The sequence below is a fragment of the Streptomyces sp. NPDC028308 genome (assembly GCF_055565855.1).
Map to the genome: position 1 here is coordinate 475,096 of NZ_JBVHTO010000006.1, position 25,278 is coordinate 500,373.

At 73.0% G+C, this 25,278-nt stretch carries 20 protein-coding genes and 1 rRNA gene; 4 read left to right on the plus strand and 17 right to left on the minus strand.

What is annotated here, in order from left to right:
• Window positions 1-105 precede the first annotated feature (105 nt).
• Together ACZ4VA_RS16650 and ACZ4VA_RS16655 are read right to left on the minus strand one after the other, a co-directional pair.
• Window positions 106-732 (minus strand): NUDIX hydrolase, encoded by a 627-nt coding sequence (locus ACZ4VA_RS16650; protein WP_355783154.1) that lies wholly within the window; start codon window positions 730-732, stop codon window positions 106-108.
• 133 nt (window positions 733-865) lie between these two features.
• Entirely contained in the window at window positions 866-2,533 is a 1,668-nt protein-coding gene (locus ACZ4VA_RS16655; RefSeq protein ID WP_355783157.1) for a CTP synthase, read from the minus strand.
• Between the two features lie 501 nt (window positions 2,534-3,034).
• Here ACZ4VA_RS16655 and ACZ4VA_RS16660 point away from each other — a divergent pair.
• Entirely contained in the window at window positions 3,035-4,837 is a 1,803-nt protein-coding gene (locus ACZ4VA_RS16660) for a glycoside hydrolase family 15 protein (RefSeq protein ID WP_356173404.1), read from the plus strand.
• A 92-nt stretch (window positions 4,838-4,929) separates the two neighbouring features.
• Here ACZ4VA_RS16660 and ACZ4VA_RS16665 read toward each other — a convergent pair whose 3' ends face one another.
• Window positions 4,930-6,549 (minus strand): flavin monoamine oxidase family protein, encoded by a 1,620-nt coding sequence (locus ACZ4VA_RS16665; protein WP_356244144.1) that lies wholly within the window; start codon window positions 6,547-6,549, stop codon window positions 4,930-4,932.
• Between the two features lie 11 nt (window positions 6,550-6,560).
• Window positions 6,561-8,066, minus strand: a complete 1,506-nt coding sequence (locus ACZ4VA_RS16670) for an APC family permease (RefSeq protein WP_468081815.1) — start codon at window positions 8,064-8,066, stop codon at window positions 6,561-6,563.
• A 223-nt stretch (window positions 8,067-8,289) separates the two neighbouring features.
• Here ACZ4VA_RS16670 and ACZ4VA_RS16675 point away from each other — a divergent pair, with 223 nt between their 5' ends.
• Window positions 8,290-9,918 carry a PucR family transcriptional regulator gene (locus tag ACZ4VA_RS16675; protein WP_356173292.1) on the plus strand — a complete coding sequence of 543 codons (1,629 nt, stop codon included), beginning with the start codon at window positions 8,290-8,292 and terminating at the stop codon, window positions 9,916-9,918.
• Between the two features lie 34 nt (window positions 9,919-9,952).
• On the opposite strand, the gene ACZ4VA_RS16680 is transcribed toward ACZ4VA_RS16675, so the two are convergent.
• The 6 genes from ACZ4VA_RS16680 to ACZ4VA_RS16705 form a co-directional block, all read right to left on the minus strand.
• Window positions 9,953-11,089: a glycosyltransferase family 4 protein gene (locus ACZ4VA_RS16680; protein WP_468081818.1), complete on the minus strand. Its 1,137-nt coding sequence runs from the start codon at window positions 11,087-11,089 to the stop codon at window positions 9,953-9,955.
• Between the two features lie 363 nt (window positions 11,090-11,452).
• Complete coding sequence (locus ACZ4VA_RS16685) at window positions 11,453-12,205, minus strand: hypothetical protein (RefSeq protein WP_388906463.1); 753 nt, start codon at window positions 12,203-12,205, stop codon at window positions 11,453-11,455.
• A gap of 141 nt (window positions 12,206-12,346) precedes the next feature.
• Window positions 12,347-14,077, minus strand: coding sequence for a DNA repair protein RecN (gene recN, locus ACZ4VA_RS16690; protein ID WP_356173283.1), 1,731 nt, complete (start codon window positions 14,075-14,077; stop codon window positions 12,347-12,349).
• 366 nt (window positions 14,078-14,443) lie between these two features.
• The gene (locus tag ACZ4VA_RS16695) at window positions 14,444-15,349 is read right to left on the minus strand and encodes an NAD kinase (RefSeq protein WP_121403893.1); all 906 of its coding nucleotides are present in this window, start codon (window positions 15,347-15,349) and stop codon (window positions 14,444-14,446) included.
• Entirely contained in the window at window positions 15,346-16,161 is an 816-nt protein-coding gene (locus ACZ4VA_RS16700) for a TlyA family RNA methyltransferase (protein ID WP_355792331.1), read from the minus strand. Before ACZ4VA_RS16700 ends, ACZ4VA_RS16695 begins: the two co-directional genes overlap by 4 nt.
• A gap of 7 nt (window positions 16,162-16,168) precedes the next feature.
• Window positions 16,169-16,567, minus strand: coding sequence for a hypothetical protein (locus ACZ4VA_RS16705; protein WP_389390903.1), 399 nt, complete (start codon window positions 16,565-16,567; stop codon window positions 16,169-16,171).
• Between the two features lie 42 nt (window positions 16,568-16,609).
• Between ACZ4VA_RS16705 and ACZ4VA_RS16710 the strand changes: the two genes are divergently transcribed.
• Window positions 16,610-16,957, plus strand: a complete 348-nt coding sequence (locus ACZ4VA_RS16710) for an alkyl sulfatase C-terminal domain-containing protein (protein ID WP_355792334.1) — start codon at window positions 16,610-16,612, stop codon at window positions 16,955-16,957.
• 130 nt (window positions 16,958-17,087) lie between these two features.
• On the opposite strand, the gene ACZ4VA_RS16715 is transcribed toward ACZ4VA_RS16710, so the two are convergent.
• The 4 genes from ACZ4VA_RS16715 to ACZ4VA_RS16730 all read right to left on the minus strand — a co-directional run bounded on the left by ACZ4VA_RS16715 (window position 17,088) and on the right by ACZ4VA_RS16730 (window position 21,284).
• Window positions 17,088-17,972, minus strand: a complete 885-nt coding sequence (locus ACZ4VA_RS16715; RefSeq protein WP_355792336.1) for an ABC transporter ATP-binding protein — start codon at window positions 17,970-17,972, stop codon at window positions 17,088-17,090.
• Window positions 17,969-19,012 (minus strand): FecCD family ABC transporter permease, encoded by a 1,044-nt coding sequence (locus ACZ4VA_RS16720; protein WP_468081822.1) that lies wholly within the window; start codon window positions 19,010-19,012, stop codon window positions 17,969-17,971. Before ACZ4VA_RS16720 ends, ACZ4VA_RS16715 begins: the two co-directional genes overlap by 4 nt.
• Window positions 19,009-20,052 (minus strand): FecCD family ABC transporter permease, encoded by a 1,044-nt coding sequence (locus tag ACZ4VA_RS16725; protein ID WP_355787298.1) that lies wholly within the window; start codon window positions 20,050-20,052, stop codon window positions 19,009-19,011. The genes ACZ4VA_RS16720 and ACZ4VA_RS16725 overlap by 4 nt, the downstream gene beginning before the upstream one ends.
• Window positions 20,053-20,255: 203 nt before the next feature.
• Window positions 20,256-21,284: an HAD hydrolase-like protein gene (locus ACZ4VA_RS16730; RefSeq protein WP_356244156.1), complete on the minus strand. Its 1,029-nt coding sequence runs from the start codon at window positions 21,282-21,284 to the stop codon at window positions 20,256-20,258.
• 72 nt (window positions 21,285-21,356) lie between these two features.
• On the opposite strand from ACZ4VA_RS16730, the gene ACZ4VA_RS16735 reads away from it, so the two are divergent.
• Entirely contained in the window at window positions 21,357-22,649 is a 1,293-nt protein-coding gene (locus tag ACZ4VA_RS16735; RefSeq protein ID WP_355787304.1) for a DUF1015 domain-containing protein, read from the plus strand.
• A 66-nt stretch (window positions 22,650-22,715) separates the two neighbouring features.
• Here the strand turns inward: ACZ4VA_RS16735 and ACZ4VA_RS16740 are convergent, their stop codons facing one another.
• The 3 genes from ACZ4VA_RS16740 to rrf all read right to left on the minus strand — a co-directional run.
• Window positions 22,716-23,588: a tetratricopeptide repeat protein gene (locus tag ACZ4VA_RS16740; protein WP_468081833.1), complete on the minus strand. Its 873-nt coding sequence runs from the start codon at window positions 23,586-23,588 to the stop codon at window positions 22,716-22,718.
• Window positions 23,480-25,177: a hypothetical protein gene (locus ACZ4VA_RS16745; protein ID WP_468081835.1), complete on the minus strand. Its 1,698-nt coding sequence runs from the start codon at window positions 25,175-25,177 to the stop codon at window positions 23,480-23,482. The genes ACZ4VA_RS16740 and ACZ4VA_RS16745 overlap by 109 nt, the downstream gene beginning before the upstream one ends.
• A gap of 15 nt (window positions 25,178-25,192) precedes the next feature.
• Window positions 25,193-25,278: ribosomal RNA gene (rrf, locus tag ACZ4VA_RS16750) — 5S ribosomal RNA — on the minus strand; the annotation flags it as partial.

The following is a 25,278-nucleotide window of genomic DNA, read 5'->3' on the forward strand; positions in this document are numbered from 1 at the left end:
ACGATCCGTGTGGAGCACGGCGGCAGGGTCCCCCGATCGGATCAGCCGATCGTCACACCGGATCCACCGGATCCACCGGATCCTGCGAGTGGACGCGCGCGAGACTCAGGACTCGAACGGCCGGGCGGGCCAGGGGGCCTCGGCCGGGCGCAGCGCGTCGAGCCCGTCGCCGTTCCTGGCGGCCACGAGGGACAGGACGCCGACGACGAGGCAGTTGTTGTGCAGTTCCCCGGCGAGGACCCCGCGGACGAGTTCGTCGACGGACAGGCGCGCGAGCTCCATGTCGGCCTCCTCCTCCTCGACCTCGAAGCGCTCGCCCTCGGCCTCGGACAGATCGCGGGCGAGGAAGATGCGCACCGCCTCGTCGCAGCCGCCGGGCGTCGTGTAGACATCGGTCAGCACGCGCCAGTCCTCGGCCTTGACGTGCGCCTCCTCGTACAGCTCGCGCTGGGCCGCGTGCAGCGGGTTCTCACCGGGGACGTCGAGCAGTCCGGCCGGGATCTCCCAGAGCTTGTGGCGCACGGGGTGGCGGTACTGGCGGATCACCAGCACGCGGTCCTGGTCGTCGAGGGCGAGGACGGCCACGGAGCCCGGGTGGACCTGGTAGTCGCGGCGGACGACCGATCCGTCGGGCATGACCACGTCGTCCGTGCGGACGGAGGTCTTGTTCCCGACGAAGGGGGTCTCGCTCGCGCGGACCTCCCACTCCTCGGCGGTGTCCTTGATCGTCATGCCCTGTGTCCTCCCACACGTGCGTGAAGACGCCGGTCACGGCCGACGGGAATCGGCCACGGTGCACCGGCGACAGAAACCGGGGCACGCGCCTCGAAAAGACGCGTACCCCGGCAACCGTACAACCCTCGTGTCACTTGCCCGTCTTGCGCTCCACGGCCGCCTTCACCAGGCCCGCGAAGAGCGGGTGCGGGCGGGTCGGGCGCGAGCGCAGCTCGGGGTGCGCCTGCGTCGCCACCAGGTAGGGGTGCACCTCACGGGGGTACTCGACGTACTCCACGAGCTTGCCGTCCGGGGAGGTGCCGGAGAACTGGAGGCCCGCCTTCTTCTCCAGCTCGGCGCGGTAGGCGTTGTTCACCTCGTAGCGGTGACGGTGGCGCTCCTCGACGTACTCCTTGTTGTCGTACACCTCGCGCACGATCGAGCCCTCGGCGAGCTTGGCCGGATACATGCCCAGCCGCATCGTGCCGCCCATGTCGCCCTCGCCGGCCACGATGTCCAGCTGCTCGGCCATCGTGGAGATGACCGGGTGGCCGGTGGCGGAGTCGAACTCGGTGGAGTTGGCGTCGGGGATGTCGGCGAGGTTCCGCGCGGCCTCGATCACGATGCACTGCAGGCCCAGGCAGAGGCCGAGCAGCGGGATCTTGTTCTCGCGGGCGTACTGGATGGCGCCGACCTTGCCGGAGACACCGCGGTCGCCGAAGCCGCCGGGGATGCAGATCGCGTCCACGTCGCCGAGCTGCTTGGCCGCGCCCGCCGGGGTCTTGCAGTCGTCCGAGGTGACCCACTTGATCTTGACGCGGGCCTTGTTCGCGAAGCCGCCCGCGCGCAGCGCCTCGGTCACCGAGAGGTAGGCGTCGGGCAGGTCGATGTACTTGCCGACCAGCGCGAGGTTGATCTCGTGCAGCGGGTTGTGGACCCGGTCGAGCAGGTCGTCCCAGGTCGTCCAGTCCACGTCGCGGAAGGGCAGGTCCAGCTTGCGGACGACGTAGGCGTCCAGGCCCTCGGTGTGCAGCACCTTCGGGATGTCGTAGATCGACTTGGCGTCGATCGCCGCCACCACGGCGGCCTCGTCGACGTCGCACATCAGCGAGATCTTGCGCTTGATGGCGGTCGGCACGTCCCGGTCGGCGCGCAGCACGATGGCGTCCGGCTGGATACCGATGTTGCGCAGCGCCGCGACCGAGTGCTGCGTCGGCTTGGTCTTCAGCTCACCGGACGGACCGATGTAGGGAAGGAGCGAGATGTGCACCACGAACACGTTGTCGCGGCCGACCTCGTGACGGACCTGGCGGACCGTCTCCAGGAACGGCAGCGACTCGATGTCGCCGACCGTGCCGCCGACCTCCGTGATGACGACGTCGACGTCGTCGGTGGCCATGCGCCGGATGCGGTGCTTGATCTCGTTGGTGATGTGCGGGATGACCTGCACGGTGTCGCCCAGGTACTCGCCGCGCCGCTCCTTGGCGATGACCGTCGAGTACACCTGCCCGGTGGTGACGTTGGCGCTGCCGTCGAGGTCGACGTCGAGGAAGCGCTCGTAGTGCCCGATGTCCAGGTCGGTCTCGGCGCCGTCGTTGGTGACGAACACCTCACCGTGCTGGAACGGGTTCATGGTGCCGGGGTCGACGTTCAGGTACGGGTCGAGCTTCTGCATCGTGACCCGCAGACCCCGCGCCTTGAGCAGCGCGCCCAGGCTGGAGGCCGTCAGTCCCTTGCCGAGGGAGGAGGCGACACCCCCGGTGACGAAGATGTGCTTGGTCGTCGTGGCGGTGCTGTTTCGGAAAGCAGCGGGCGGCATGGCCAAGAGGGGGCTCCCGTGGTCGCGGTCTGGGGTGCGTACCGGCGGTCCGACCCGGAAGTACCGGATTTTCGGGGGGCGCCGTCGCTGCGGTTCGGGGGTTTCTCGCCCTCCGGTCCACGGGCTACCAGGGTATCAGCGCCGGAACCGGAGTGCTTCCGGCCACGCTCTGCGCACACATCGACACGGAGCCCGCACAGACCCGCTCACGGCTCCCCCACCCCTCACCCTCTGCTCACTCGTTCGGCCGAGTCCGGTTGCCGGGAGGGGCACGCGGATCATCGAGGTGCGTCGTATCCTGCTCGGACACTCACTGCCGAGACCGGCCGGTAGACGGCACCACCCACGCCCGCATCCCGGAACACGAGAGCTCGTCAGTTCGTTTCGCAACGACATTCGCATAAGCCTTCCGTCGTTTCGCGACGACGCTTAACACAGACCCCTTGACCGCAAGAGCGACCGCCCCCCGGGGGCGACGTGGCCGTTCGACTGGAGATGCACGTGGCCGGGCGCATCGAGGACTACGCACTCATCGGAGACATGCAGACAGCGGCGCTGGTCTGCCGGGACGGCACAGTCGACTGGCTGTGCCTGCCCCGCTTCGACTCGCATGCCATCTTCGCCGGGCTGCTGGGCACCGAGGAGCACGGCTTCTGGAGGCTCGGACCGGCGCACGCGGCCGACGCCGAGCCGCCCACCGCGGCCCGGCGCAGGTACCGCGGCGACTCACTGATCCTCGAATCCGAGTGGGACACCCCACGCGGCACGGTTCGGGTGATCGATTTCATGCCCCCGCGTGACGGCGCGCCGCAGCTGATCCGGATCGTCGAGGGCGTCACCGGCCGGGTGCCGATGCGCTCCGCCCTGCGGATGCGTTTCTCGTACGGCCGCGTGGTGCCCTGGGTGCACAAGCACGAGGGCCGGACGGTGGCCGTGGCGGGCCCCGACTCCGTGTGGTTCGACACAGCCTGCGAGACCTACGGCAAGGCGCTCACCACGTACGCCGACTTCACGGTGGCGCCGGGTGAGCGGATCGCGTTCACCATCTCCTGGGAGCCCTCGCACAAGCAGCCGCCCGCGCTGCCCGAGCCCGAGCAGTCCCTGGAGGCGACGGAGGAGTTCTGGCGCGACTGGGTGGACCAATGTACGTACCACGGCCCCTACCGGGAGGCCGTGGTCCGTTCCCTGATCACGCTGAAGGCCCTGACGTACGCCCCGACGGGCGGCATCGTCGCGGCGCCCACGACCTCCCTGCCCGAGGAGATCGGCGGCGTCCGCAACTGGGACTACCGCTACACCTGGCTGCGCGACGCGGCGATCACCCTGTCCTCCCTGCTGCGCACCGGATACCGCGAGGAGGCCCGCGCCTGGCGCGAGTGGCTGCTGCGCGCGGTGGCCGGCGACCCCGAGAACCTGCAGATCATGTACGGCATCGCGGGTGAGCGGGAGCTGGGCGAGGCGGAGCTGGACTGGCTGCCCGGGTACGAGAAGTCGGCGCCGGTGCGGGTGGGCAACGGCGCCGCGCACCAGCTTCAGCTGGACGTGTACGGCGAGGTCACCGAGGCCCTGCACCTGGCGCACATGACGGGCCTGTCCCGCAACGACTACGCCTCGCTGCTCCAGCTCAAGCTGATCCGCTACCTGGAGGACCACTGGGACCAGCCGGACGAGGGCATCTGGGAGGTGCGCGGGCCGCGCCGGCACTTCGTGCACTCCAAGGTGATGGCCTGGGTCGCCGTCGACCGGACGATCAAGCTCATCGAGTCGGGCGACGCGGACGGGCCGCTGGAGAAGTGGCGCGAGCTGCGCGACGACATCCACCGGGACGTGTGCGAGAAGGGCTACGACAAGGAGCGCAACACGTTCACGCAGTCGTACGGCTCCCAGGAGCTGGACGCCTCGCTGCTGCTGATCCCGCAGATGGGCTTCCTGCCGCCGGACGACAAGCGCGTGATCGGCACGATCGAGGCGATCCAGCGCGAGCTGTCCACCGAGGACGGCTTCATCCTGCGCTACCCGACGTCCGGTGAGCACGCGGGCGTGGACGGTCTGGAGGGCGACGAGGGCGCGTTCCTCGCCTGCTCGTTCTGGATGGCGGACGACCTCGCGATGATCGGCCGGGTCGACGAGGCCCGCAAGCTGTTCGAGAAGCTGCTCGCCCTGCGCAACGACCTGGGTCTGCTCGCCGAGGAGTGGGACTCCCGGCTCCAGCGCCAGGTCGGCAACTTCCCGCAGGCCTTCAGCCACGTGCCGCTGATCGACACGGCGCTGCGGCTGACGGCGAGCGGCGCCTACGGCGGCTGACCCGCGGTTCCGAGCGGCGGCCCCGCTCCCTCCGGTACGTCCGGGAGGGAGCGGGGCCGCCGTGCTGTGCGGGGGTCACGAGTCGGCGGAGGTCACAGGACGGCCGAGATCACCTCCCGGGCCGCCCGCTCGCCCTCGGTCGCGCCGCCCTCCATGAACCCCTGGAAGTCGTACGAGCAGTGCTCGCCGCCGATGTGCACGTTGCCCTGGGCGACGCCCTCGTAGCCCGCGTACCGGTGGAGGTAGCCCACGGGCCAGTACGAATAGGCGCCCAGGGCATAGGGGTTGAGGTGCCAGGCGGAGAGCTGGGCCTTCCCGGTCCAGGCCGCCGACGTACCGGGGAAGAAGGCGTCGATGCCCTTGAGGTGCTTCTTCGCCAGGGCCGTGACGTAGGGGTCGCTCTCGCGGGAGAACGGGCCGGCCGGGGTGAGGGACCTGGCGAGGCTGCCGCCGCCGTACTGGAGGAGGATGCCGCCGGTGCCGGGCTGCACCTTGGTGGTGTCCCAGGTCTGCTGGACGTCGCTGTCGGTGAAGCAGTCGCCCGCGGAGACGCCCGGCCAGGCACCGGTGCCGCGCCAGGGGCGGCTGGAGAACTGCATGTTGAGCTTGGTGCAGTACCCCATGCGGGCGTCGCGCAGCAGGTTCCTCATGCGCGGGTCGAAGCCGGCCCTGCTCAGGTCGAGTCCCTGCAGGACCGGCAGCGGCACGCACAGGACGGTGTGGTCGGCGGTGACGGTGCGTGTGGCGCCGGCCTCCGTGAACGTCAGGGTCTGCGTCCCGTCGGAATTGGCCCTGAGCGCGGTGAGCGACCAGCCGTGGCGGATCGTCCCGTCGGGCAGGAAGTCCGCGATGGCCCGCGGCAGTCGGTCGTTGCCTCCGGTGATGTGGTAGCGCTCGTTGGACAGCCCCCAGACGTTGAAGTTGCCCGGATTGGTCTGGTAGCCCATCAGCAGGACCAGGGCGAGCGCGGACTGTTCGACGGTGTCGGCGCCGTACTCGACGTTGTACGCGACGTCGAAGAACCGGCCGAGCCGGGAGCCGTGACCGCCCGGCACACGGGACTCGACCCAGTCGTACAGGGACATGTCGTCCAGGGCGGTGCCGGTGGGCGTGGTCCGGTTCCACAGCACCTCCCCCGCCTCCGACAGGTCGCGACGCAGGGCCTGGTAGACGCCCTTGAAGTCCTCGTCGGCCTGCTCGCGCGGGTAGTACGCGCCGCCGAACCAGAGCACCTCCTCTGCCCCGTTGGGCCCGCCGCCGAGGAAGTCCTCGGTGGGGAGCCCGAAGCGGCGGCATAGTTCCAGCATCTTCTTGTGGCTGGTGTCGATCAGCTCCCCGCCGATCTCGGAGCTCTGGCCGTACGCCCAGTGGTCGCGCTGGGTGTACATCCGGCCGCCTACGCGGTCCGGGTTCGCCTCGTAGAGCGTGCAGGCCAGGCCCGCGTCGCGCAGGGTGAGGGCGGCGGTGAGCCCGGCGATGCCGGCGCCCACGACCGCGATGCGGGGTGCCGTCGCCGTGGCGGCCGCCGCGGGCGCGACGGCTGTTCCGGTGGCGGCCGCGGTGGCGAGACCCGCCGCGGCGGCGCCCTTGAGGACGGACCGGCGGCTCGTGCGCAGGCCGCGCGCCTCCGCCACGGGGACGCCGAGCCGGTGGGCGGCGGCGTGGTCGGCGGCGAGGCCTCGCAGGACGTGCATCAGGTGCGTACGGGACACGGCAGAGCTCCTCAGACGGTGGCGGAGGGTTCCTTGACGTCGTGCGTGCGCTCGGCCGCGTCCTCCAGGACGATGCGGCCGATGATCTCGTAGCGCTCCGGGTGCCGGGCCTTCAGGTACCAGCCGAGGCCGAGGCCGCCGAAGAAGACGAGGCCGACGATCCACGGGATGGCCTCGAAGAACAGCGAGTCCGCCGCCGTGCCGGCCGCGGTGTCCAGGTTCAGCACCAGCAGCACGACCACGGCGATCATGCCGATCCCGCCGATCAGCGGTGCCGTGAAGGTCCTGAACCAGTGCCGGTCCTCGGGGTGGTTGCGGCGGAAGTAGCCGATGACCGCGAAGGAGCACAGGGTCTGCACGATGAGGATCGCCATCGTGCCGAGGATCGCGAGCAGCGTGTAGAGGTGGATGTACGGGTCCTGCCCGGTGACCCAGAAGGCGCCGACCAGCGCCACGGCGATGACGGACTGCACGAAGGAGGCGAGGTACGGGGAGCCGTGCTTCGGGTGCGTGCGCCCGAGCGCCGGGTGCAGGAAGCCCTCGCGTCCGATCGCGTACAGGTAGCGCGACGCGCACTGGTGGAAGGCCATGCCGCAGGCGAACGAGCCGGTGATCAGCAGCCATTGGAAGGTGTCAACGGCCCAGGCCCCGATGAATGCGTGCGCCGGGTCGAAGAAGAGGTCGAGCGGGCTGGTGCCGGAGGAGACCTCGACCGAGCCCTTGAGGCCGTTGCCGGCGATCGTCATCCAGGAGACGTAGATGTAGAAGAGGCCGACGCCGACCACCGAGATGATCGTGGCGCGCGGGATGACGCGCTTCGGGTCGCGGGACTCCTCGCCGTACATCGCGGTCGACTCGAAGCCGACCCACGACCAGAACGCGAAGAACAGGCCGAGTCCGGCGGAGGTGCCGGTGAACGCGTTCTTCGGGTTGACCGGCTCCAGCGGGATGCCGTCCGGGCCGCCGCCCTGGAGCAGCACGGCCGTGGCCACCGCGAAGAGCACCGCGATCTCGGCGATCAGCATCACGCCGAGCGCCTTCGCGGTGAGGTTGATGTCGAAGAACGACAGCACGGCGGTGACCGCGAGCATGGCGGCCGCGTACACGATCCAGGGCAGGTCGGCGCCGAGCTGGTCGTGCACGGTGGTCTTCGCGAAGTACGAGAAGACGCCGACGATCGACGCCTCGAAGACGACGTAGGCGAGGACGGCCAGCATTCCGGAGGCCATACCGGCGATCCGGCCCAGGCCGTGCGAGATGTAGCCGTAGAAGGCGCCCGCCGCCGTGATCCGCTTGGCCATCGCGACGTAGCCGACCGAGAAGACCGTCAGCACGACCGTGGCGAAGAGGTACCCGGCGGGCGCTCCGGTGCCGTTGCCGAAGCCGACCGCGATGGGCAGGTTGCCGGTCATCGCGGTGATCGGCGCCGCGGTGGCGACCGCCATGAAGACGACGCCGACCAGTCCTACGGAATTCGCCTTGAGCCGGTGTACCTCTCGCCTGGGTGTTTCTGCCATTCCCGCCCCTCTCTGCGCGCCGACGCGACGGAATCCGAAGATCCGATCGCGGTTGTGCAACGGATGCGACAGTGTGGCGGCGGCGTGACGCACGCCACAACAGACAGCAGGTCGTGCAATTGCCGTGCAGGGGCGACGCATTGTCGGGCCCCGGGGGCCGCTGATCGTTCCCGTAACGGGCCGGAGATGTTCCCGGAACCCGCGCGCCGGTAGCGTCCGCTGCATGGACAGCCGTTACGACACCGAGGGCGCCGGGATCACCGTGCAGCGCGCGCTGGAGCTGCCCGGACTGCGCAGCGGGCTGCCGGAGATCCTGGCGGGGGCCGACCGGCTGCAACGCACGGTGCGCTGGGTCCACGCGGGCGAGGTCCCGAACATCGCCTCGCTCCTCAAGGGCGGCGAACTGCTGCTGACCACGGGGTACGGCCTCGGCACCCGCCCCGCCGAGCAGCGCGCCTTCGTGCGCACCCTGGCCGAGCGCGGGATCGCCGCGCTGGTCGTCGAGCTCGGGCCGCGCTTCTCCCGGCTTCCCGCGGCCCTGGTGGAGACGGCACGCGCGGCCGGTCTCCCGCTGGTCCAGCTGCACCGCGAGGTGCCCTTCGTGACGGTGACGGAGGAGGTCCACACCGAGATCGTCAACGGCCACTACGCGCTGCTCCAGCAGGCCGAGGAGGTGCACCGGCGCTGCACGGAGGCGCTGCTCGGCGGGGGCGGCATCCCGCAGGTCCTCGGCATCCTCGCGGACTTCGCCGGCAACCCGGTCTTCCTGGAGACGGCGGACGGCCGGCTCCTGTACGCGGCCGGCGCCGGTCCCGCAGGCGCCGACCCGCTCCAGGTGTGGGAGGGGCTGCGCGGCCAGCACAAGGACGAGCCGGCCGCGGGCACGACCGTCGTGGACGTGCCCGGCGGCGGCCCCGGCACCGGCTCGGTCCGCGCCCGGCTGGTCCTCACGCCGGTGAGCGCCCCGACGGCGCCCGTGCACCGGATGGCGGCCGAGCGGGCGGCGGGCATCCTGGCGGTCGTCCTGATGCAGGCCCGCCAGGAGGAGGAGCTGGCGGCACGCGGCCGCGGCGACTTCCTCACCGACCTCGCCGAGGGGCGTATCCGGGCCGAGGACGCGCCCGCGCAGGCCCGCGTCCTGGGGTTCAAGCCGGGCAGCAGTCCACTGCTGCCGGTCGTGATGCGCCTCGCGGACGGACTCTCGCCGGGCGGCGGCTGGGCGGTCCTCGCCCGCGCGGTCGCCGAGGAACTGGCCTCGGTGGGGGTGCCGGTGCTCCTGGGCGTACGTCCCGTCGAGGGCCGCGTGCCCCTGCTGCTCGGCCTGCGGTCGGAGTCCGAGCGCGCGGCCGTCGCGGACCGGGTCGCCGCGGCGCTGCGGGCCGGGGTGGAGCGCGCGGGCATGCAGCGGCCGGGCGCGCAGCCGCCGGTGGTGGTGGTCGGCGTCGCGGGCGGCTGGGCGGCGGCCTCGGCGGGCCTGCGGCACGCGGCGGAGACGGCGACGGCCGCGCAGGGCCTGTCGGACCGCCCCTGGTACGACGCCCGGCGCCTCGACATCGACCTGCTGCTGTGGCGGCTCCGCGACCATCCCGACCTGGCGGCCTTCGTGGACCGCGCGATCGGTCCGCTCCGTGAGCACGACCAGCGGTCGAAGCCGCCGCTTCTGCCCACGCTCCAGACGTACTTGGCGCACGCCGGACGCAAGGCGGAGACGGCACGCGAACTGCACCTCAACCGCCAGACGCTCTACAACCGCCTCGCGAGGATCGGGGAGTTGCTCGGCACCGACCTGGACGACCCGCAGACGGTACTGGCGTTGAGCCTGGCGCTGCGGGCCCGCCGGCACGTGCCGTAGCCGTCACCGGCGGGGGCGTGAGCGCGCCGGCCGGTCAGGGCAGCGGGCGCGGCTGGGTCAACTCGTCGTAGACGCTGAGGACCTGGGCGACCGTGTCGTCCTCGGTGGGCCAGGTGGCCGCCTGCCGCACGCCCCTGTCCTTGAGGAGTTCGCGGCGCGCGGGGTCCTCCAGGAGCCGTACGACGGCGGCGGCCAGGGCGTCCGCGTTCCCGTACGGGACGAGTTCGGCGGCGTCGCCGACCAGTTCGGGGATGCCTCCGACCTCGGTCGCCACCAGCGGCACGCGGGCGTGCAGGGCTTCCTGGGCGAGGACGGAGCGCGATTCCCAACTGATGGGCAGGAGCGCCAGATCGGCGCCCGCGAGCAGCTCGGCGATGTCGTCGCGGCGTCCGACCAGACGCACCGGCAGGCCCTCGTCCTCGATGCGGTGCTGGAGTTCGGCCCGCAGCGGCCCCTCGCCCGCGATGACGAGCAGGGGCGCGGGCGTCAGGTGGCGCCAGGCACGCGCGGCGCTCAGCAGGGTGCCGTAGCCGCGGTGCCGGTTCAGGGAGCCGACGGCGACGAGCAACGGGCGTCCGGTGGCGCCGAGTTCGGCCCGCGCCTTGTGCCGCAGCCGGTCCTGGTCGTCGTGCTCGACGGGCTTGCGTGGCGCCGGGAGGGCGACCGCGGCCAGCCGCGCGTCCCGGGCTCCCCTCCTGCGGGCCCGGTCCACCAGGTCGGAGGAGGTGCCGAGGACGACGGTCGCGGCCCGGGCGACGCGCCGCTCCAGCAGCCGCAGCAGCCTGGCCCGCGCTCCTTCGGCCCGGGCCCGGGTGTGCCAGGTGACCACGAGCGGGACGCTCCGGCCGCTGAGCGCGAGCGCGGCCCGCAGCGCCGCGTGCAGTCCGTGCGCGTGCACCAGGTCCGCCTCGGCGCAGGCGGCGCGCAGAGCGGCCACGGAGGCGGGGTCGCCGCTGCGGGGTACGGGGGCGTGCTGGGCGCCCACCGCCGTGAAGCCGTAGGCGTGTTCGGCTTCGGCGGGGGCGCACACGGTGACCCGCACGCCCCGGGCGACGAGTCCCGACGCCAGGGACCGCACATGCGCGCTGCTGCCCGCGCTGCCGCCGCCGAGCACCTGCACGGTGCGCAGCGGCGACTGTCCGTGCGGTGCGTGGCTGCTCACGAGGCTCACGTGGCCGGGGCTCCTGGTTCGGCGTCGGACGGTCACGAAGAAACGTACAGAAGGTCGCGCGGAGGGGGTGTACCGCACGTCGTGCTTCGCGTACTGCGTCAAGGATGCCAGGACACCCGCCCGTTCCGGCACCACCGGGCGGCCGCAGCCGCGCCGCGGTGGGCAACTCTACGGGCGTGGTCACTCACATGAGTGAGGGATGCGGCCTTTTCGTCCCGGGGTTCGAGAGCCGGAGTGAACGGCACGGTCCGCTCCGCGTACCGAGGGCGCCCCGGCAGGCGGGGCGACTCGTTGTTCGGCCCCCGTCCAGGGGCGCGCGGCCTCCAGTGCGCGCCCGCCCTCGCGCCGGTCGCGCCGTCGTCCTCAGTGCCGCCCGCGCAGGGGCGTACGCGCCCGCGCGCTCACTCGCTCGCCGAAGGCCGCCGCGGCCACCAGTGCCGCCGCGTGGGCGGCCAGCCCGGCCCTGCCGTTGCCGGCCGCGACGGCGCTGCCCAGGGCGGCGCCGAGCGCGTGGGCGCCTGTGTCGCCGATCATCGCGCGCTCGCCGAGGTCGTCGGGGAGGACGGCCGCGGCCGCGCCCACGGCGGCGGCGGACAGCCCGGCCGCCGCGCCCTTCCGCAGCAGCCCCGGCGCCCCGAGGACGAGCACCGCGCCGGCGGCCCTTCCCGGGCGTACGTCCACGAGGTTGACGAGGTGCGCGGTCCCGGCGATCACCACTCCCGCCAGCACCTTGTCCACGGGACGCTCCTTGAGCAGCGCCCCCGCGACCAGGCCCGCGGCCGAGATGCCGAACAACTTGACGGCGCCGCTGGTCACTTCGCCGTGGCGCAGGGCACCGAGATGCGCCCGGAAGCCGCGCCGCGGGTCGCCGGCCCCAATGATGTCGTCGTAGGCGCCGCAGGCACCGGCGGCGAGTACGGCGAACCCGGCGGCACGGTCGGCGCGCCCGGCGGCGAGCGCCGCCCCGAGGGCCGCGGCGGGGCCCGCGTACACCTCGACGGTCCGCCCGGCGTAGTTCGTCCGCTCCCAACGCCCGCGCCCGCCGGGCGCCTTGACGCGCAGCGCGGCGATCCCCGCGCGCGTGACACCGGCGGCGAGCCCGAGTGCGGTGCTCATGCGTGTGACCATGACCGCCACCCTACGAACCGGCGGCCGCCCCCGGACCCGGCGGGGAGCGACGACCCCGTGGGGCCGCCGCAACCGCAGGGAGCGAAGTTGCCCCCCCGCTCCCGCACCGCCTGTGCCCCGATCCCGGGGTTATCCGTCCGCCCTGGCCGTCGCCAGGAGTTCCTCCGCGTGGGCGCGGGCCGTCTCCGAGTCCTCCTGGCCCGCGAGCATGCGGGACAGCTCGCGGATGCGGTCCTCGCCCTCCAGGACCTTCACCCCGGACCGGGTCACCGAACCGTCGTTCGTCTTCTCGACCAGGAGCTGACGGTCGGCGAACGCGGCCACCTGCGGCAGGTGCGTCACGACGACGACCTGCGCGGACTTGGCCAGCTTGGCCAGCCGCCGCCCGATCTCGACCGCGGCCTTGCCGCCGACGCCCGCGTCGACCTCGTCGAAGAGGTACGTCGGCACGGGGTCGGTCCCCGCGAAGACGACCTCGACCGCGAGCATCACCCGCGACAGCTCACCGCCCGAGGCGCCCTTGGCGATGGGCCGCGGCGGGGCCCCGGGGTGCGGGGCCAGCAGCAGCTCGACCTCGTCGACACCGGCCGGCCCGTACGCGACCGTGCGCCCGCCGACCTCCACACCCTCCGGGTCCTCGGTCTGCCGGAGGTCGAAGGACACGCGCGCGTGCGGCATGGCGAGCGAGGCCAGCTCGGCGGTGACGGCGGCGGCGAAGCGCTCGGCGGCCTCCGTGCGGGCGTCCGTCAGCGCCTGCGCCAGTCCGCCCAGTTCGGCCCGCAGCGCGTCCCGCTCCGCGGTCAGTTCACCGAGCCGCTCGTCGTCGCCGTCCAGCTCGGTCAGCCGCACGGCGCTCCGCTCGGACCAGTCGAGCACGGCGTCGATGTCCTCGCCGTACTTGCGGGTCAGCTGCGTGAGGGCGGCGCGCCGCTCCTCGACCGCCGCGAGCCGCAGCGGGTCGGCGTCGAGGTCGTCGGCGTACCCGGCCAGCTCCCCGGCGACGTCGCCCAGCAAGATGCCGATCTCGCCGATCCGCCCGGCCAGCGCGCCCAGCGCGGAGTCGTGGGACCTGACCGCCTCCAGCGCCCGGTGCGCGCCCGCGACGAGGGTCGTGGCGTCGATGCCCTCCGGGTCCTCCGGGTTTCCCGCGAGCGCGGCGTGCGCGACGGTCGCGGCCGAGGCCAGCGCCTCCGCGTGCCCCAGCCGCTCGGCCTCGGCGGCCAGCTCCACGTCCTCGCCCCGGCGCGGTTCGACGGCGGCGATCTCGTCGAGCCCGAACCGCAGCAGGTCGGCCTCCTGAGCGCGTTCCCGCGCGCGCGTGGTGATCTCGTCCAGCTCGGCCGAGATCGCGCGCAGCCTGCGGTAGGCGCCCGTGTACTTGGCGAGCGGCACGGCCACCGCGTCACCGGCGTACCGGTCGAGGGCCTGCCGCTGCCGGGACAGCTTGAGCAGCCCCTGCTGGTCGGTCTGCCCGTGCACGGCGACCAGCTCGTCGGCCAGTTCCGCGAGCACGCCCACGGGGACCGAGCGGCCGCCCAGGTGGGCCCGGGAGCGCCCCTCGGCCGAAACGGTACGGCTGATGAGCAGCGCGCCGTCGTCGAGCTCGGCTCCCGCCTCCTCGGCCCGCACGATCGCCGTCCCGCCCGCGGGTACGGAGATCCTCCCCTCGACGACCGCGTTCTTCGCGCCGATCCGTACGAGGGCCGGGTCCGCGCGCCCGCCGAGCAGCAGGCCGAGGCTCGTGACCACCATCGTCTTGCCCGCGCCGGTCTCGCCGGTCACGGCGGTGAAGCCTGGTGACAGCTCGACGACCGCGTCGTCGATGACTCCGAGCGACCGTATCCGCATCTCCTCCAACACGGACACGACCTTACGAGGTCAGGGACCCGATGTGCGACGGGCCCTGCCCTCCTTCCGCGAAGGCGCAGGTGACGGACGCCCGCGAAGGGGCCGTGTCACCCGCGGGAGTGGGCTTCCCACCCGGGACGCCGGGAGGCCGCCGGGCTCCGGGAGGCTCACTCCGGCCAGGGACCGACGGTCACCGGCTCCCGGCCCCGGAACCGGCCCGGAGGTGGCACCACGGCGTCCGGACGGTCCCGGACCGCCCTCTCCCCCTCCGGGGCGCCGGGCGGGCTCCTGGCCCGCCTCCCGGCCCCTGGGGACCCCGGCGCGGAGGGTGCGAGGGTCCCGCCGGGTCAGGGACGGGCCCCGCACGTCACCCCGCTGTCAGTGCGGTGCGCCCCTCCAGCCCGAGACAGGCAGCGCGAACTTGGCGACGAGCCGGTCGGTGAACGACGCGTGGTGCAGCCGCGCGAGCCGCACCGGGACGGCTCCCCGGCGCACCTCGACCCGTGCCCCGGGCGGCAGCTCGACCGTGCGCCGCCCGTCGCACCACAGGACGCCGGGCGGGATGTGCGGCAGCACCTCCACGGCGAGCACGGAGTCCGGCGAGGTCACGAGCGGCTTGGCGAACAGGGCGTGCGCGCTGATCGGCACCATGAGCAGCGCCTCGACCTCCGGCCACACCACGGGCCCGCCCGCGGAGAAGGCGTACGCCGTGGAGCCGGTCGGTGTCGCGCAGACGATGCCGTCGCAGCCGAAGCCGGTCACCGGGCGCCCGTCGATCTCCAGCACCACTTCGAGGAGCTTCTCCGCCGAGACCTTCTGCACCGCGGCCTCGTTCAGCGCCCAGTCGGTGTGCACGATGTCGCCGTTGCGGTGCACGACGACGTCGACGGTCATCCGCTCCTCGACCTCGTACGCCTTGGTCACCACCCGGTCGACGACCTTGTCGAGGTCGTCACGCTCGGCCTCCGCGAGGAAGCCGACCCGGCCGAGGTTGACGCCGAGCATGGGGACGCCGGAGGCGCGGGCGAACTCGGCCCCGCGCAGCAGGGTGCCGTCACCGCCGAGCACGATCAGCAGTTCGCACCCGTCGAGGCACTGCGGAGTGGCCTCCTTGACCAGTTCCACCGTCGCCGGGAGCGGCAGGTCGGCCGCCTCCGCCTCCAGGACGCGCACGCCGATCCCGGAGCGCAGCAGCCCCTCGACGACGAGCTCGGCGCTGCGGATGGCCGCGGGCCGCCCGGTGTGGGCGAGCAGGAAAACAGTACGAGCTCGGGTCTGAGTCAACGGGGCCCCTCCGCCACTGCTCGGTCGACGTCGGCCGGGTCCGGTTCGGGCGCCCCGGCACGCAGCCACAGAAAGTACTCGACATTGCCGGAGGGTCCGGGCAGCGGGCTGGCCGTGACGCCCCGCACGCCGAGCCCCAGTTCCCAGGCGCGCGCGGCCACACCGCGCACGGCCTCGGCCCGCAGCTCCGGGCTGCGGACGACACCGCCGCTGCCCAGCCGTTCCCTGCCCACCTCGAACTGCGGCTTCACCATCATCACCAGATCGGCGTCCGGTGCCGTGCACCGCGCGAGGGCGGGCAGCACCAGTCCGAGCGGGATGAAGGACAGATCCCCCACGACAAGATCCACGGGCTCCCCATCGATCGCCTCCAACGTCAACTCGCGTACGTTCGTACGGTCCTTGACGGTGACGCGTTCATCGCTCTGCAAAGACCAGGCGAGTTGTCCGTAGCCGACGTCGACGGCGACGACGTGGGCGGCGCCCGCGCGCAGCAGCACGTCGGTGAAGCCGCCCGTGGACGCTCCGGCGTCCAGCGCCCTGCGTCCCTCGATCTTCAGGCCCTGCGGCACGAACGCCTCGAAGGCACCGGCCAGTTTGTGCCCGCCGCGCGAGACGTAGTCGGGGTCGCTGTCGTCCTGGGTGACCACGATCGCGGCGGCGGTCTCCACCTGGGTGGCGGACTTGGTCGCGAGGGTCTTGCCGACGGTGACCCGCCCCGCGGCGATCAGCTGGCCGGCGTGCTCGCGCGAGCGGGCGAGCTTGCGGCGGACCAGCTCGGCATCGAGGCGGCGTCGTGCCACTCCTGCCACGTTCGGTTCAGCTCCTGTGGTCGTACGAAGAGGGGGGAGCCGTCGGGGGCGACGGCACCGGGGGCCCTTGGCGTGCGTCGAGCGCGGTCAGCTCGTCGCGCAGGCTCCTGTGTACATCCTCGTACACCTCGACATGGCCGTCCGTGGCGAGGTGGTCCGCGTCGGCCAGCCGGTCGAGCAGGGCGTCGACGGCGGGGTGGCCGGTGGGGGTGCGGGGGACGTCCAGCGGCGCGGGCGCGGAGGGGTCGTGTCCGGGCTCGGCGGGGCCGGTCTGCGTGCCGTGTTCCTGCCCGGGTGACACCACGGACGCCGGGGCGGGCAGCCCGTGTCCCCGCTCCGCGGGGAAGCCGGACCACGGCGCGGCCGTCTCCTGCGGGCCCTCGGCCCGGGGCACTGAGTCGCTCATGCCCCGACGCTACCCCGAAGCGCTGCGGTACCGTCGATCACGATGGCGACGATCGAGGAGTGCCGCGCGGCACTCGACAAGCTCTCGGACAACCTGGCGGGTGCCGACGGGGACGTGCGCGGTGCGGCGGCCCTGGACCGCTCGCTGAGCTGCCGTGTCACGGACCTCGACACCACCTTCGTCGGCCGGCTGCGGGACGGCCGGATCGAGGTGCTCGACACGGTCCCGGGTCCGCCCCGCGAGAAGGCCCAGATCCGGCTCACCATGACCGGCGACGACCTGGTCGCGCTGGTCGCGGGTGAGCTGAACTTCGCGAAGGCGTGGGCTTCGGGCCGGGTGAAGCTGGAGGCCGGCCTGCGCGACCTGCTGCGCCTGCGGAGCCTGCTCTAGCCCCGCCCCTGACGGCTCGCCAGGCCAGATCCCGGCGGCGCCTGTGCCCGACGCTCCTCCGGTCATGCTCCCTCGTGGCCCGCTCCCGTCCCCGCCCGGCACCGGCAGCGCGCGCTCCCCTGTCCACGCCTCAGCCCTCGGCGCTGCGGGCCGCCGCGCCGACCGCGTGACCGGCCGCGGTCCCCCGTGCCTTGCGCGCCGCCGGAACCACCAGCGGCGTCCCGGTCTCCGGGTCGGCGATGACCTGGCAGCGGAGCCCGAAGACCTCCTCGACCAGCTCGGCCGTGACGATGTCGTTCGGCGCCCCCTCGGCGACGACCGCGCCCTCGCGCAGCGCGATGAGATGGGTCGCGTACCGGGCCGCGTGGTTGAGGTCGTGCAGCACGGCGACCAGGGTGCGGCCCTGCTCCTCGTGCAGTTCGGCGCACAGGTCGAGCACGTCGATCTGGTGCTGGATGTCGAGATACGTCGTCGGCTCGTCGAGCAGCAGCAGCGGGGTCTGCTGGGCGAGCGCCATGGCGATCCAGACGCGCTGGCGCTGTCCGCCGGAGAGCTCGTCGACGTAGCGGTCGGCGAGTTCGGCGACCCCGGTCGAGGCCATCGAGTCCCGGACGACCCGCTCGTCCTCGGACGACCACTGGCGCAGCAGGCCCTGGTGGGGGTAGCGGCCCCGGCCCACCAGGTCGCCGACCGTGATGCCGTCCGGCGCGATGGACGACTGCGGCAGCAGCCCGAGCGTGCGGGCGACCTTCTTGGCGGGCATCGAGTGGATGACCTGGCCGTCGAGGAGCACCCGCCCCTCGGCGGGCCTCAGCATCCGCGAAAGGGCGCGCAGCAACGTGGACTTGCCGCAGGCGTTCGGGCCGACGATCACGGTGAAGGAGTTGTCGGGGATCTCCACCGACAGCTTCTCCGCGATGACGCGCTGGTCGTAGCGGAGGGTCACGTTGTCGGCGGACAGGCGGTTCACAGTGCTGGCGCTCCTCTTGGTGTTCGTGTTCGGCCTGGCGCTCATATCCGGCCCGCCCTGCGCTCGGTGACGAGCAGCCACAGCAGGTAGAGGCCGCCGACGACTCCGGTCACCACGCCGACGGGCAGCTGGTCGGCGCCGAAGGCCCGCTGCGAGGCCCAGTCCGCGACGATCAGGAGGGTCGCCCCCATGCACGTCGAGGGCACCAGGTTCGGCCCCGGCGAGCGGGTCAGCCGCCGGGCGAGCTGCGGCGCGGTGAGCGCCACGAAGCCGACCGGACCGGCGGCGGCGGTGGCGCCCGCGGTGAGCAGGACGGCGGACACCATCAGGACGAGCCGGGTCCGCTCGACCCGCACCCCGAGGGCGTACGAGACGTCGTCGCCCATCTCCATCATCCGCAGGCCCCGCGCGTTGCCGAGGACCAGCGGCACGAGGACGGCGCACATGGCGAGCAGGGGCCAGACCTGCGACCAGTCCCGGCCGTTGAGGGAGCCGGTCATCCAGACGACCGCCCGCGTCGCGTCGACCAGGTCGGCCTTGGTGAGCAGGTAGCCGTTCACCGCCGTGACGACGGCGGAGACGCCGATGCCGACCAGGACCAGGCGATAGCCGTGCACGCCCTGCTTCCAGGCGAGCACGTAGATCGCGAATCCGGTCACCAGGCCGCCGGCGAGCGCCCCGAGGGTGACCTCGGCCGCGGAGCCCGAGAACAGCACGATCATGATCAGCGCGCCGGCCGTGGAGCCCTGGCCGAGGCCGAGCACGTCCGGACTGCCCAGCGGGTTGCGGGAGATGGACTGGAAGAGCGCGCCGCCCAGTCCGAGCGAGGCGCCCACCAGGATGCCCACCAGGACGCGGGGCAGCCGGAGTTCGTTGACGATGAACTCCTGCCCGGCGTCCCCGCCGCCGGCCAGCGTCCTCAGGACGTCGGCCGCGGGGATCGGGAAGTCGCCGGTGCCGATGAGGACGACACCGGAGGCGAGCATGACCAGGAGCAGCAGCGCGACGACGACGCAGGCGCGCACGTCGAGCCGAACCGAGAGTCCGCCCCTGGCGCGGACGGCGGGGGTACGTGTGGTCTTCACAGCTGCGCCGTCCTCCGCCGTCGTACGAGGTAGATGAAGACCGGGCCGCCGAGGACCGCGGTGACGATGCCGACCTGGAGCTCCGCGGGGCGCGCCACCAGCCGGCCCAGCACGTCGGCGCCGAGCAGCAGCACGGGCGACAGGACGGCTGCGTACGGCAGGATCCAGCGCATGTCGGGTCCGGTGAAGGAGCGCACGACGTGCGGGACCATCAGTCCGACGAACACGATCGGGCCGCAGGCGGCGGTGGCCGCGCCGCAGAGCACGGTGGCGGCGGCCATGGACAGCGCCCGGGTGCGGTTCAGGTCGGCGCCGAGGGCGCGGGCGGTGTCGTCGCCCATCGCCATGGCGTTCAGCGGTCTGGCCAGGGCGAGCGCGAGGACCGTGCCGACCGCGAGGAACGGCAGCACCTGCTTGATCATCCCGTCGGTGGCCGCCGAGAGCGAACCGACCGTCCAGAAGCGCATCTTGCCGAGCGCCGCGTTGTCCATGATCATCACGGCCTGGAGATAGCCGTAGAGCGCGGCGCTGATCGCGGTGCCCGCGAGCGCCAGCCGCACGGGGGTCGCTCCCCGGCTGCCGCCGAGGAACCAGACCAGGACACCGACGGCGGCGGCGCCGAAGAAGGCGAACCACACATAGCCGCTCAGCGAGGTGACGCCGAAGTAGGTGATGGCGGTGACGACGGCGGCGGAGGCGCCCGCGTTGATGCCGAGCAGTCCGGGATCGGCCAGGGGGTTGCGGGTGAGCGCCTGGAGCACCGCGCCGGACAGGCCGAGGGCGGCGCCGGCGAGCAGTCCGAGGACGGTGCGCGAGATCCGTTCGTCGACCACGACGTCGCCGTAGGTGCCCGAGTCGTGGAAGAGGCCGTGCCAGACCTGGTCCATGGGCAGCGCTTTCGCGCCGATCGCGATGCTCGCCAGCGCGACGAGCACCAGCAGGAGCACGGAGGCGACGAGCCCGAAGGACCGTATCGCCCGACGGGTCGGGGGCGCGGGAGCGGTCTCCGCGCGCTGTTCTGGAGGACTGTCGACCAACACGCAGTTAGGTTAGCCTACCCTCGCATAGTGGCACGATGGCCCGTCAAGGACCGGCCTGGGCCGCCACCTCACGGGACACGCAGGGACGCTTTCGCGTCACATCGGTCGCCGCGCACCCCACACCGTCGCCCCTACGTCACGCCTCCCTTCGCACCCCCTCACCGCCACCCTCGTGTCACGCGCCCCGCCGCGTCATGCCCCGGCTAGAGGCCCGACTTCGCCAGCGCCTTCGTGCCGTCCAGGTCGCAGGTCCCGTCCCCGGCCGCCGTCCACGCCGCCGCGCACAGGGCCCGCAGCCCGTCGAGGGGCTCGCCCTCGCCGTCCAGCTCCAGCCGCTCGCTCCCGGCGGTGGCCGTCCAGCCGCCGCACCGGAAACCGTCGCCCGCCTCGGCGACCTCGGGCTGCCCGGCGAGCAGCCCGCGCAGGTCTGCGTCGACGAAGGTCGGCCGGTGCTGCGGCGGAGCGGCGAGGAGCTGCGCGCCGTCCGTGACGCCCGTCAGTACGAGCAGCGAGTCCACCTCGCCGTTGAACGCGCCCTCGATGTCCGTGTCCAGCCGGTCACCGACGACCAGCGGCCGCTTCGCTCCGGTACGGAGGACCGTCTCCCGGTGCATGGGCGGCAGCGGCTTGCCCGCCACCTGGGGCTCGGCGCCGGTGGCGATGCGGACGACCTCCACCGCCGCGCCGTTGCCCGGAGCGATCCCGCGCGCGCTCGGGATGGTCAGGTCGGTGTTCGACGCGAACCACGGCACCCCGCGCGCGATGGCGTAGCACGCCTCCGCGAAGCGTCCCCAGGGCAACTCGGGCCCGCCGTACCCCTGCACGACCGCCACCGGCTCGTCCTCGGCCGACTCGACCGGTTCGAGCCCGCGCTCGCGCAGCGCGACCCGCAGCCCCTCACCGCCGATGACCAGCACGCGGGCCCCCTCGGGCATCTGGTCGCTGATCAGCCGGGCGACCGCCTGCGCGGAGGTGATGACGTCCGACGCCTCGGCCGGGACCCCCAGTTCGGTGAGGTGCGCGGCCACGGCGTCCGGGGTCCGCAGGGCGTTGTTCGTCACGTACGCGAGGTGCATCCCGCCCGAGCGGGCCGTGCCGAGCGACTCCACGGCGTGCGCGATGGCGCTCCCGCCGGCGTACACCACCCCGTCCAGGTCGAGCAGCGCCGTGTCGTACGCCTCGTTCAGGGCCTGCCGACTGGCGTCGGGCCGCGTCCTGACGGTCTGGCTCATTGCACATCGCTCCTCGTTCGATCCCTTTCCCCCGATCATCGCGCATGCCACGGACACACTTACGATGCCTCAATGAACTATGCGGGTCCCGGGGACGAAACAGCGGCGTGCGAGGGACTCGAACTGGTCCCGTTCCAGGGCCTGCGCTACGACCCGGAGCGGGTCGGCAGCCTGGCGGCCGTGACCTCCCCGCCGTACGACGTCGTGGTCCGGCCCGACGGGCTGCACCACCTCGAATCGGCGGACCCGCACAACATCGTCCGGCTGATCCTCCCGCAGGACACCACGCCGGCCGTCCGCAACCAGCAGGCGGCGGACACCCTGCGGCAGTGGCTGTCCGAGGGCGTCCTGACCACCGACGCCGAGCCGGCCCTGTACGTCTACGAGCAGAGCGACGGCGACCTGCTCCAGCGCGGGGTCATCGGCGCCCTGCGCCTGTCGGAGCCCGCGGACGGCGTGGTCCTCCCCCACGAGGACGTCATGCCGCACGTGGTCGCCGACCGCGCGGCTTTGATGCGGGCCACCTCGGCCAATCTGGAACCCCTGCTGCTGACCTACCGCGGCGACGGCTCGGTGACCGGCACGGCCGCGGTGGTCGAGCGCGCCGCCGGGCGGGAACCGCTGCTCTCCACCACCACGGAGGACGGCTACAGCCACCGCCTGTGGGCCGTGACCGACCCCGCCGAACTGGCCGAGATCCGCGAGGACCTCCGCCGTCACCAGGCCCTCATCGCGGACGGCCACCACCGCTGGGCGACCTACCTGCGGCTGCGCGCGGAGCACCCCTCCCCCGGCCCGTGGGACTACGGCCTGGTGCTGCTCGTGGACACCGCGAGGCATCCGCTGCGCGTCCGCGCGATCCACCGCCTGCTGCACCACCTCCCGGTGAGCGAGGCACTGGCCGCGGTCTCGCCCCACTTCCGGGTACGGCACCTGGAGGTTCCCCTCGCCGAGGCCCTGACGGCGCTCGCCGCGGCGGCGGCCGAGGGCAACGCCTTCCTGTTGGCCGGCGACGGCGCCTTCCACCTGATCGACCGCCCGTCCCCGGACCTGCTGGCCCGTACGGTGCCGGCGGACCGCCCCGAGGCCTGGCGCACCCTGGACGCGACGGTCCTGCACGCCGCGCTCCTCGAACACGTCTGGCACATCCCCGAGGACTCCCCGGCGCGCATCGCGTACATCCACGACACGGCGGCCACGGTCGAGAAGGCCGAACGCGACGGCGGTACGGCGGTCCTGATGCACCCGGTCCGCGAGGAGGTCGTACGCGACCTCGCCCGCCAGGGCGTGACGATGCCGCGCAAGTCGACGTCGTTCGGCCCGAAGCCCGCGTCGGGTCTGGTCCTGCGGGCGCTGAGGTCCTGAAACGCGGACGGGCGGGACCCCTGCCGGAGTCCCGCCCGCCGCTTCCGCTTCTACATCCGTCGGACGTCAGCCGCGAGGAGCGTCCTCGGGACCGTCCTGCTCGTCGTCCTCGTCCTCGTCGTCGGCCGACACCTCGGCCTGCGGGACCTCGGACTCGTCGGCGGGGACACGGGTCGGCTCGGCCTCGACCTCGTCGTCCTCGTCGTCCTCCAGGTCGGTGTCGAGGTCGACCGGCGCGGTACGGGGCTCCGCCTCGTCCTCGGTCATCGCGTCGACGAACTCGACACCGTCCAGCTCGGCGAGCCGGTCGGAGGCGTCCGTGCTGCCGTCCTTGTCGGACTCGACGGCCTTCGCGAACCACTCGCGCGCCTCGTCCTCACGACCGGCGGCAAGGAGCGCGTCGGCGTACGCGTAGCGCAGTCGCGCCGTCCAGGGCTGTACGGAGTTGGAGGCCAGCTCCGGGCTCTGGAGCGTGACGATGGCCGCGTCGAGCTGGTCCATGTCACGCCGGGCACCGGCGGCCACGAGCCGCATCTCGACCTGCCCGGCCTTGTCCAGCTTCTGCACCTCGGGCGCACCGGCCATGTCCAGCGCCTTCTCGGGCCGGCCGAGACCGCGCTCGCAGTCCGCCATGACGGGCCACAGGTCGACGTTGCCGGTCATCCGCCGTGCCGCACGGAACTCCGCCAGCGCCTCGCTGAACTTCTGGTTGGCGTACGCGGCGAATCCGGCGGCCTCACGGACGGCGGCAACACGGGACGCCAGGCGCAGGGCCACCCTGGAGTAGCCGTACGCACCCTCGGGGTCCTCGTCGATCAGCCGGGCGACCATCACCAGGTTCCTGGAGACGTCCTCGGCCAGCCCCTTGGGCAGGCTCTGCAGCTCCTGCCGTACGTCCTTGTCGATCTCGTCGCCCGTGACGTCGTCCGGGATCGGCAGCCGCTTGATCGGCTCGCGGTCCCGCTCGCGCTCGTCACGGAAGCGCCCGCCGCCGCGCCGGTCGTCGCCCCGACGGTCGTCACGGTCGCGGAACCCTCCGGGACGGCCGCCCCGGTCGTCCCGGCGCGGTCCCTGCCCACGGTCGTCGCGCCCGCGGAAACCACCACGGTCGTCGTCACGGCGGAAGGCCGGACGATCCCCGCCACGGCTGTCGTCACGACGGAAGCCGCCACGGTCGCCACCGCGGTCACCACGGTCGTCCCGGCGGAACGCCGGACGGTCGCTGTCCCGACGGAAGGCGGGACGGTCGCCACCGCGGTCGTCACGCCGGTCACCACCGCGGTCGTCGCGCCCGCGGAAACCACCACGGTCGTCATCACGGCGGAAGGCCGGACGATCCCCGCCACGGCTGTCGTCACGGCGGAAGCCGCCACGGTCACCGCGGTCGTCACGGCGGAAGCCACCGCGGTCACCACCGCGATCGTCGCGGTCGTCACGGCGGAAGGAAGGACGGTCGCCGCCACGGCTGTCATCACGACGGAACCCGCCACGGTCGCCACCGCGGTCGTCACGACGCGGACCCGAGGAGGGGCGGTCGTCACGGCGCGGACCACTGGTCGGCCGGTCGTCGCGACGGAACGCCGGACGGTCGCCGCCACGGCTGTCATCACGGCGGAAGCCGCCACGGTCGCCACCGCGGTCACCGCGGTCGTCACGACGGAAGCCACCGCGGTCACCACCGCGATCGTCGCGGCGGGGGGCGCCACTCGACCGGTCGTCGCGACGGAACGCCGGACGGTCGCCGCCACGGCTGTCATCGCGACGGAATCCACCGCGGTCACCACGGTCGTCACGACGGAACCCACCGCGGTCACCACCGCGATCGTCGCGGTCGTCACGGCGGAAGGAAGGACGGTCGCCGCCACGGCTGTCATCACGACGGAACCCGCCACGGTCGCCACCGCGGTCGTCACGACGCGGACCCGAGGAGGGACGGTCGTCACGACGCGGGCCGGCCGGGCGGTCGTCGCGGCGGGGTCCGCCGGTCGGCCGGTCGTCACGGCGGAACGGGGGACGGCCACCGCTGTCACGGTCGTCACGGCCGCGGTAGCCACCGCCACCGCCACCGCCCCGGTTGTCGTCACGGCGGAAACCGCCACCGCCGCCACCGCGGTTGTCGTCACGGCGGAATCCGCCACGGTCGCCGCCCCGGTCGTCCCCGCGACGGTCGTCGCGTCGGTCGCCGCCACGGCTGTCGTCACGACGGAACGCCGGACGGTCGCCCCCACGGCTGTCGTCGCGGCGGAACCCGCCACGGTCACCGCCGCGGTCGCCGCGGTCGTCGCGGCGGAAGCCACCGCGGTCGTTGTCGCGGCCGGCGTTGTCACGACGCGGCGGGCCCCCGCGGTAGCCGCCGCGGTCACCACTGTCCCGGCGTCGCTGATCGCGTTCCGGTCGCTCGTCGGGAGAGTTGGTGGACATGGGTGACTCCTGTCTTCGGTACCGCAAGTCATTCTCGCGCAGCCGAGTACCCGGCGCGCTTCGGAAAAACAAAAGGACCCCTGGCCCCAGCGAGTCGCTGGGACCAAGGGTCCTCAAAATTTGTTCGGCGGCGTCCTACTCTCCCACAGGGTCCCCCCTGCAGTACCATCGGCGCTGTAAGGCTTAGCTTCCGGGTTCGGAATGTAAC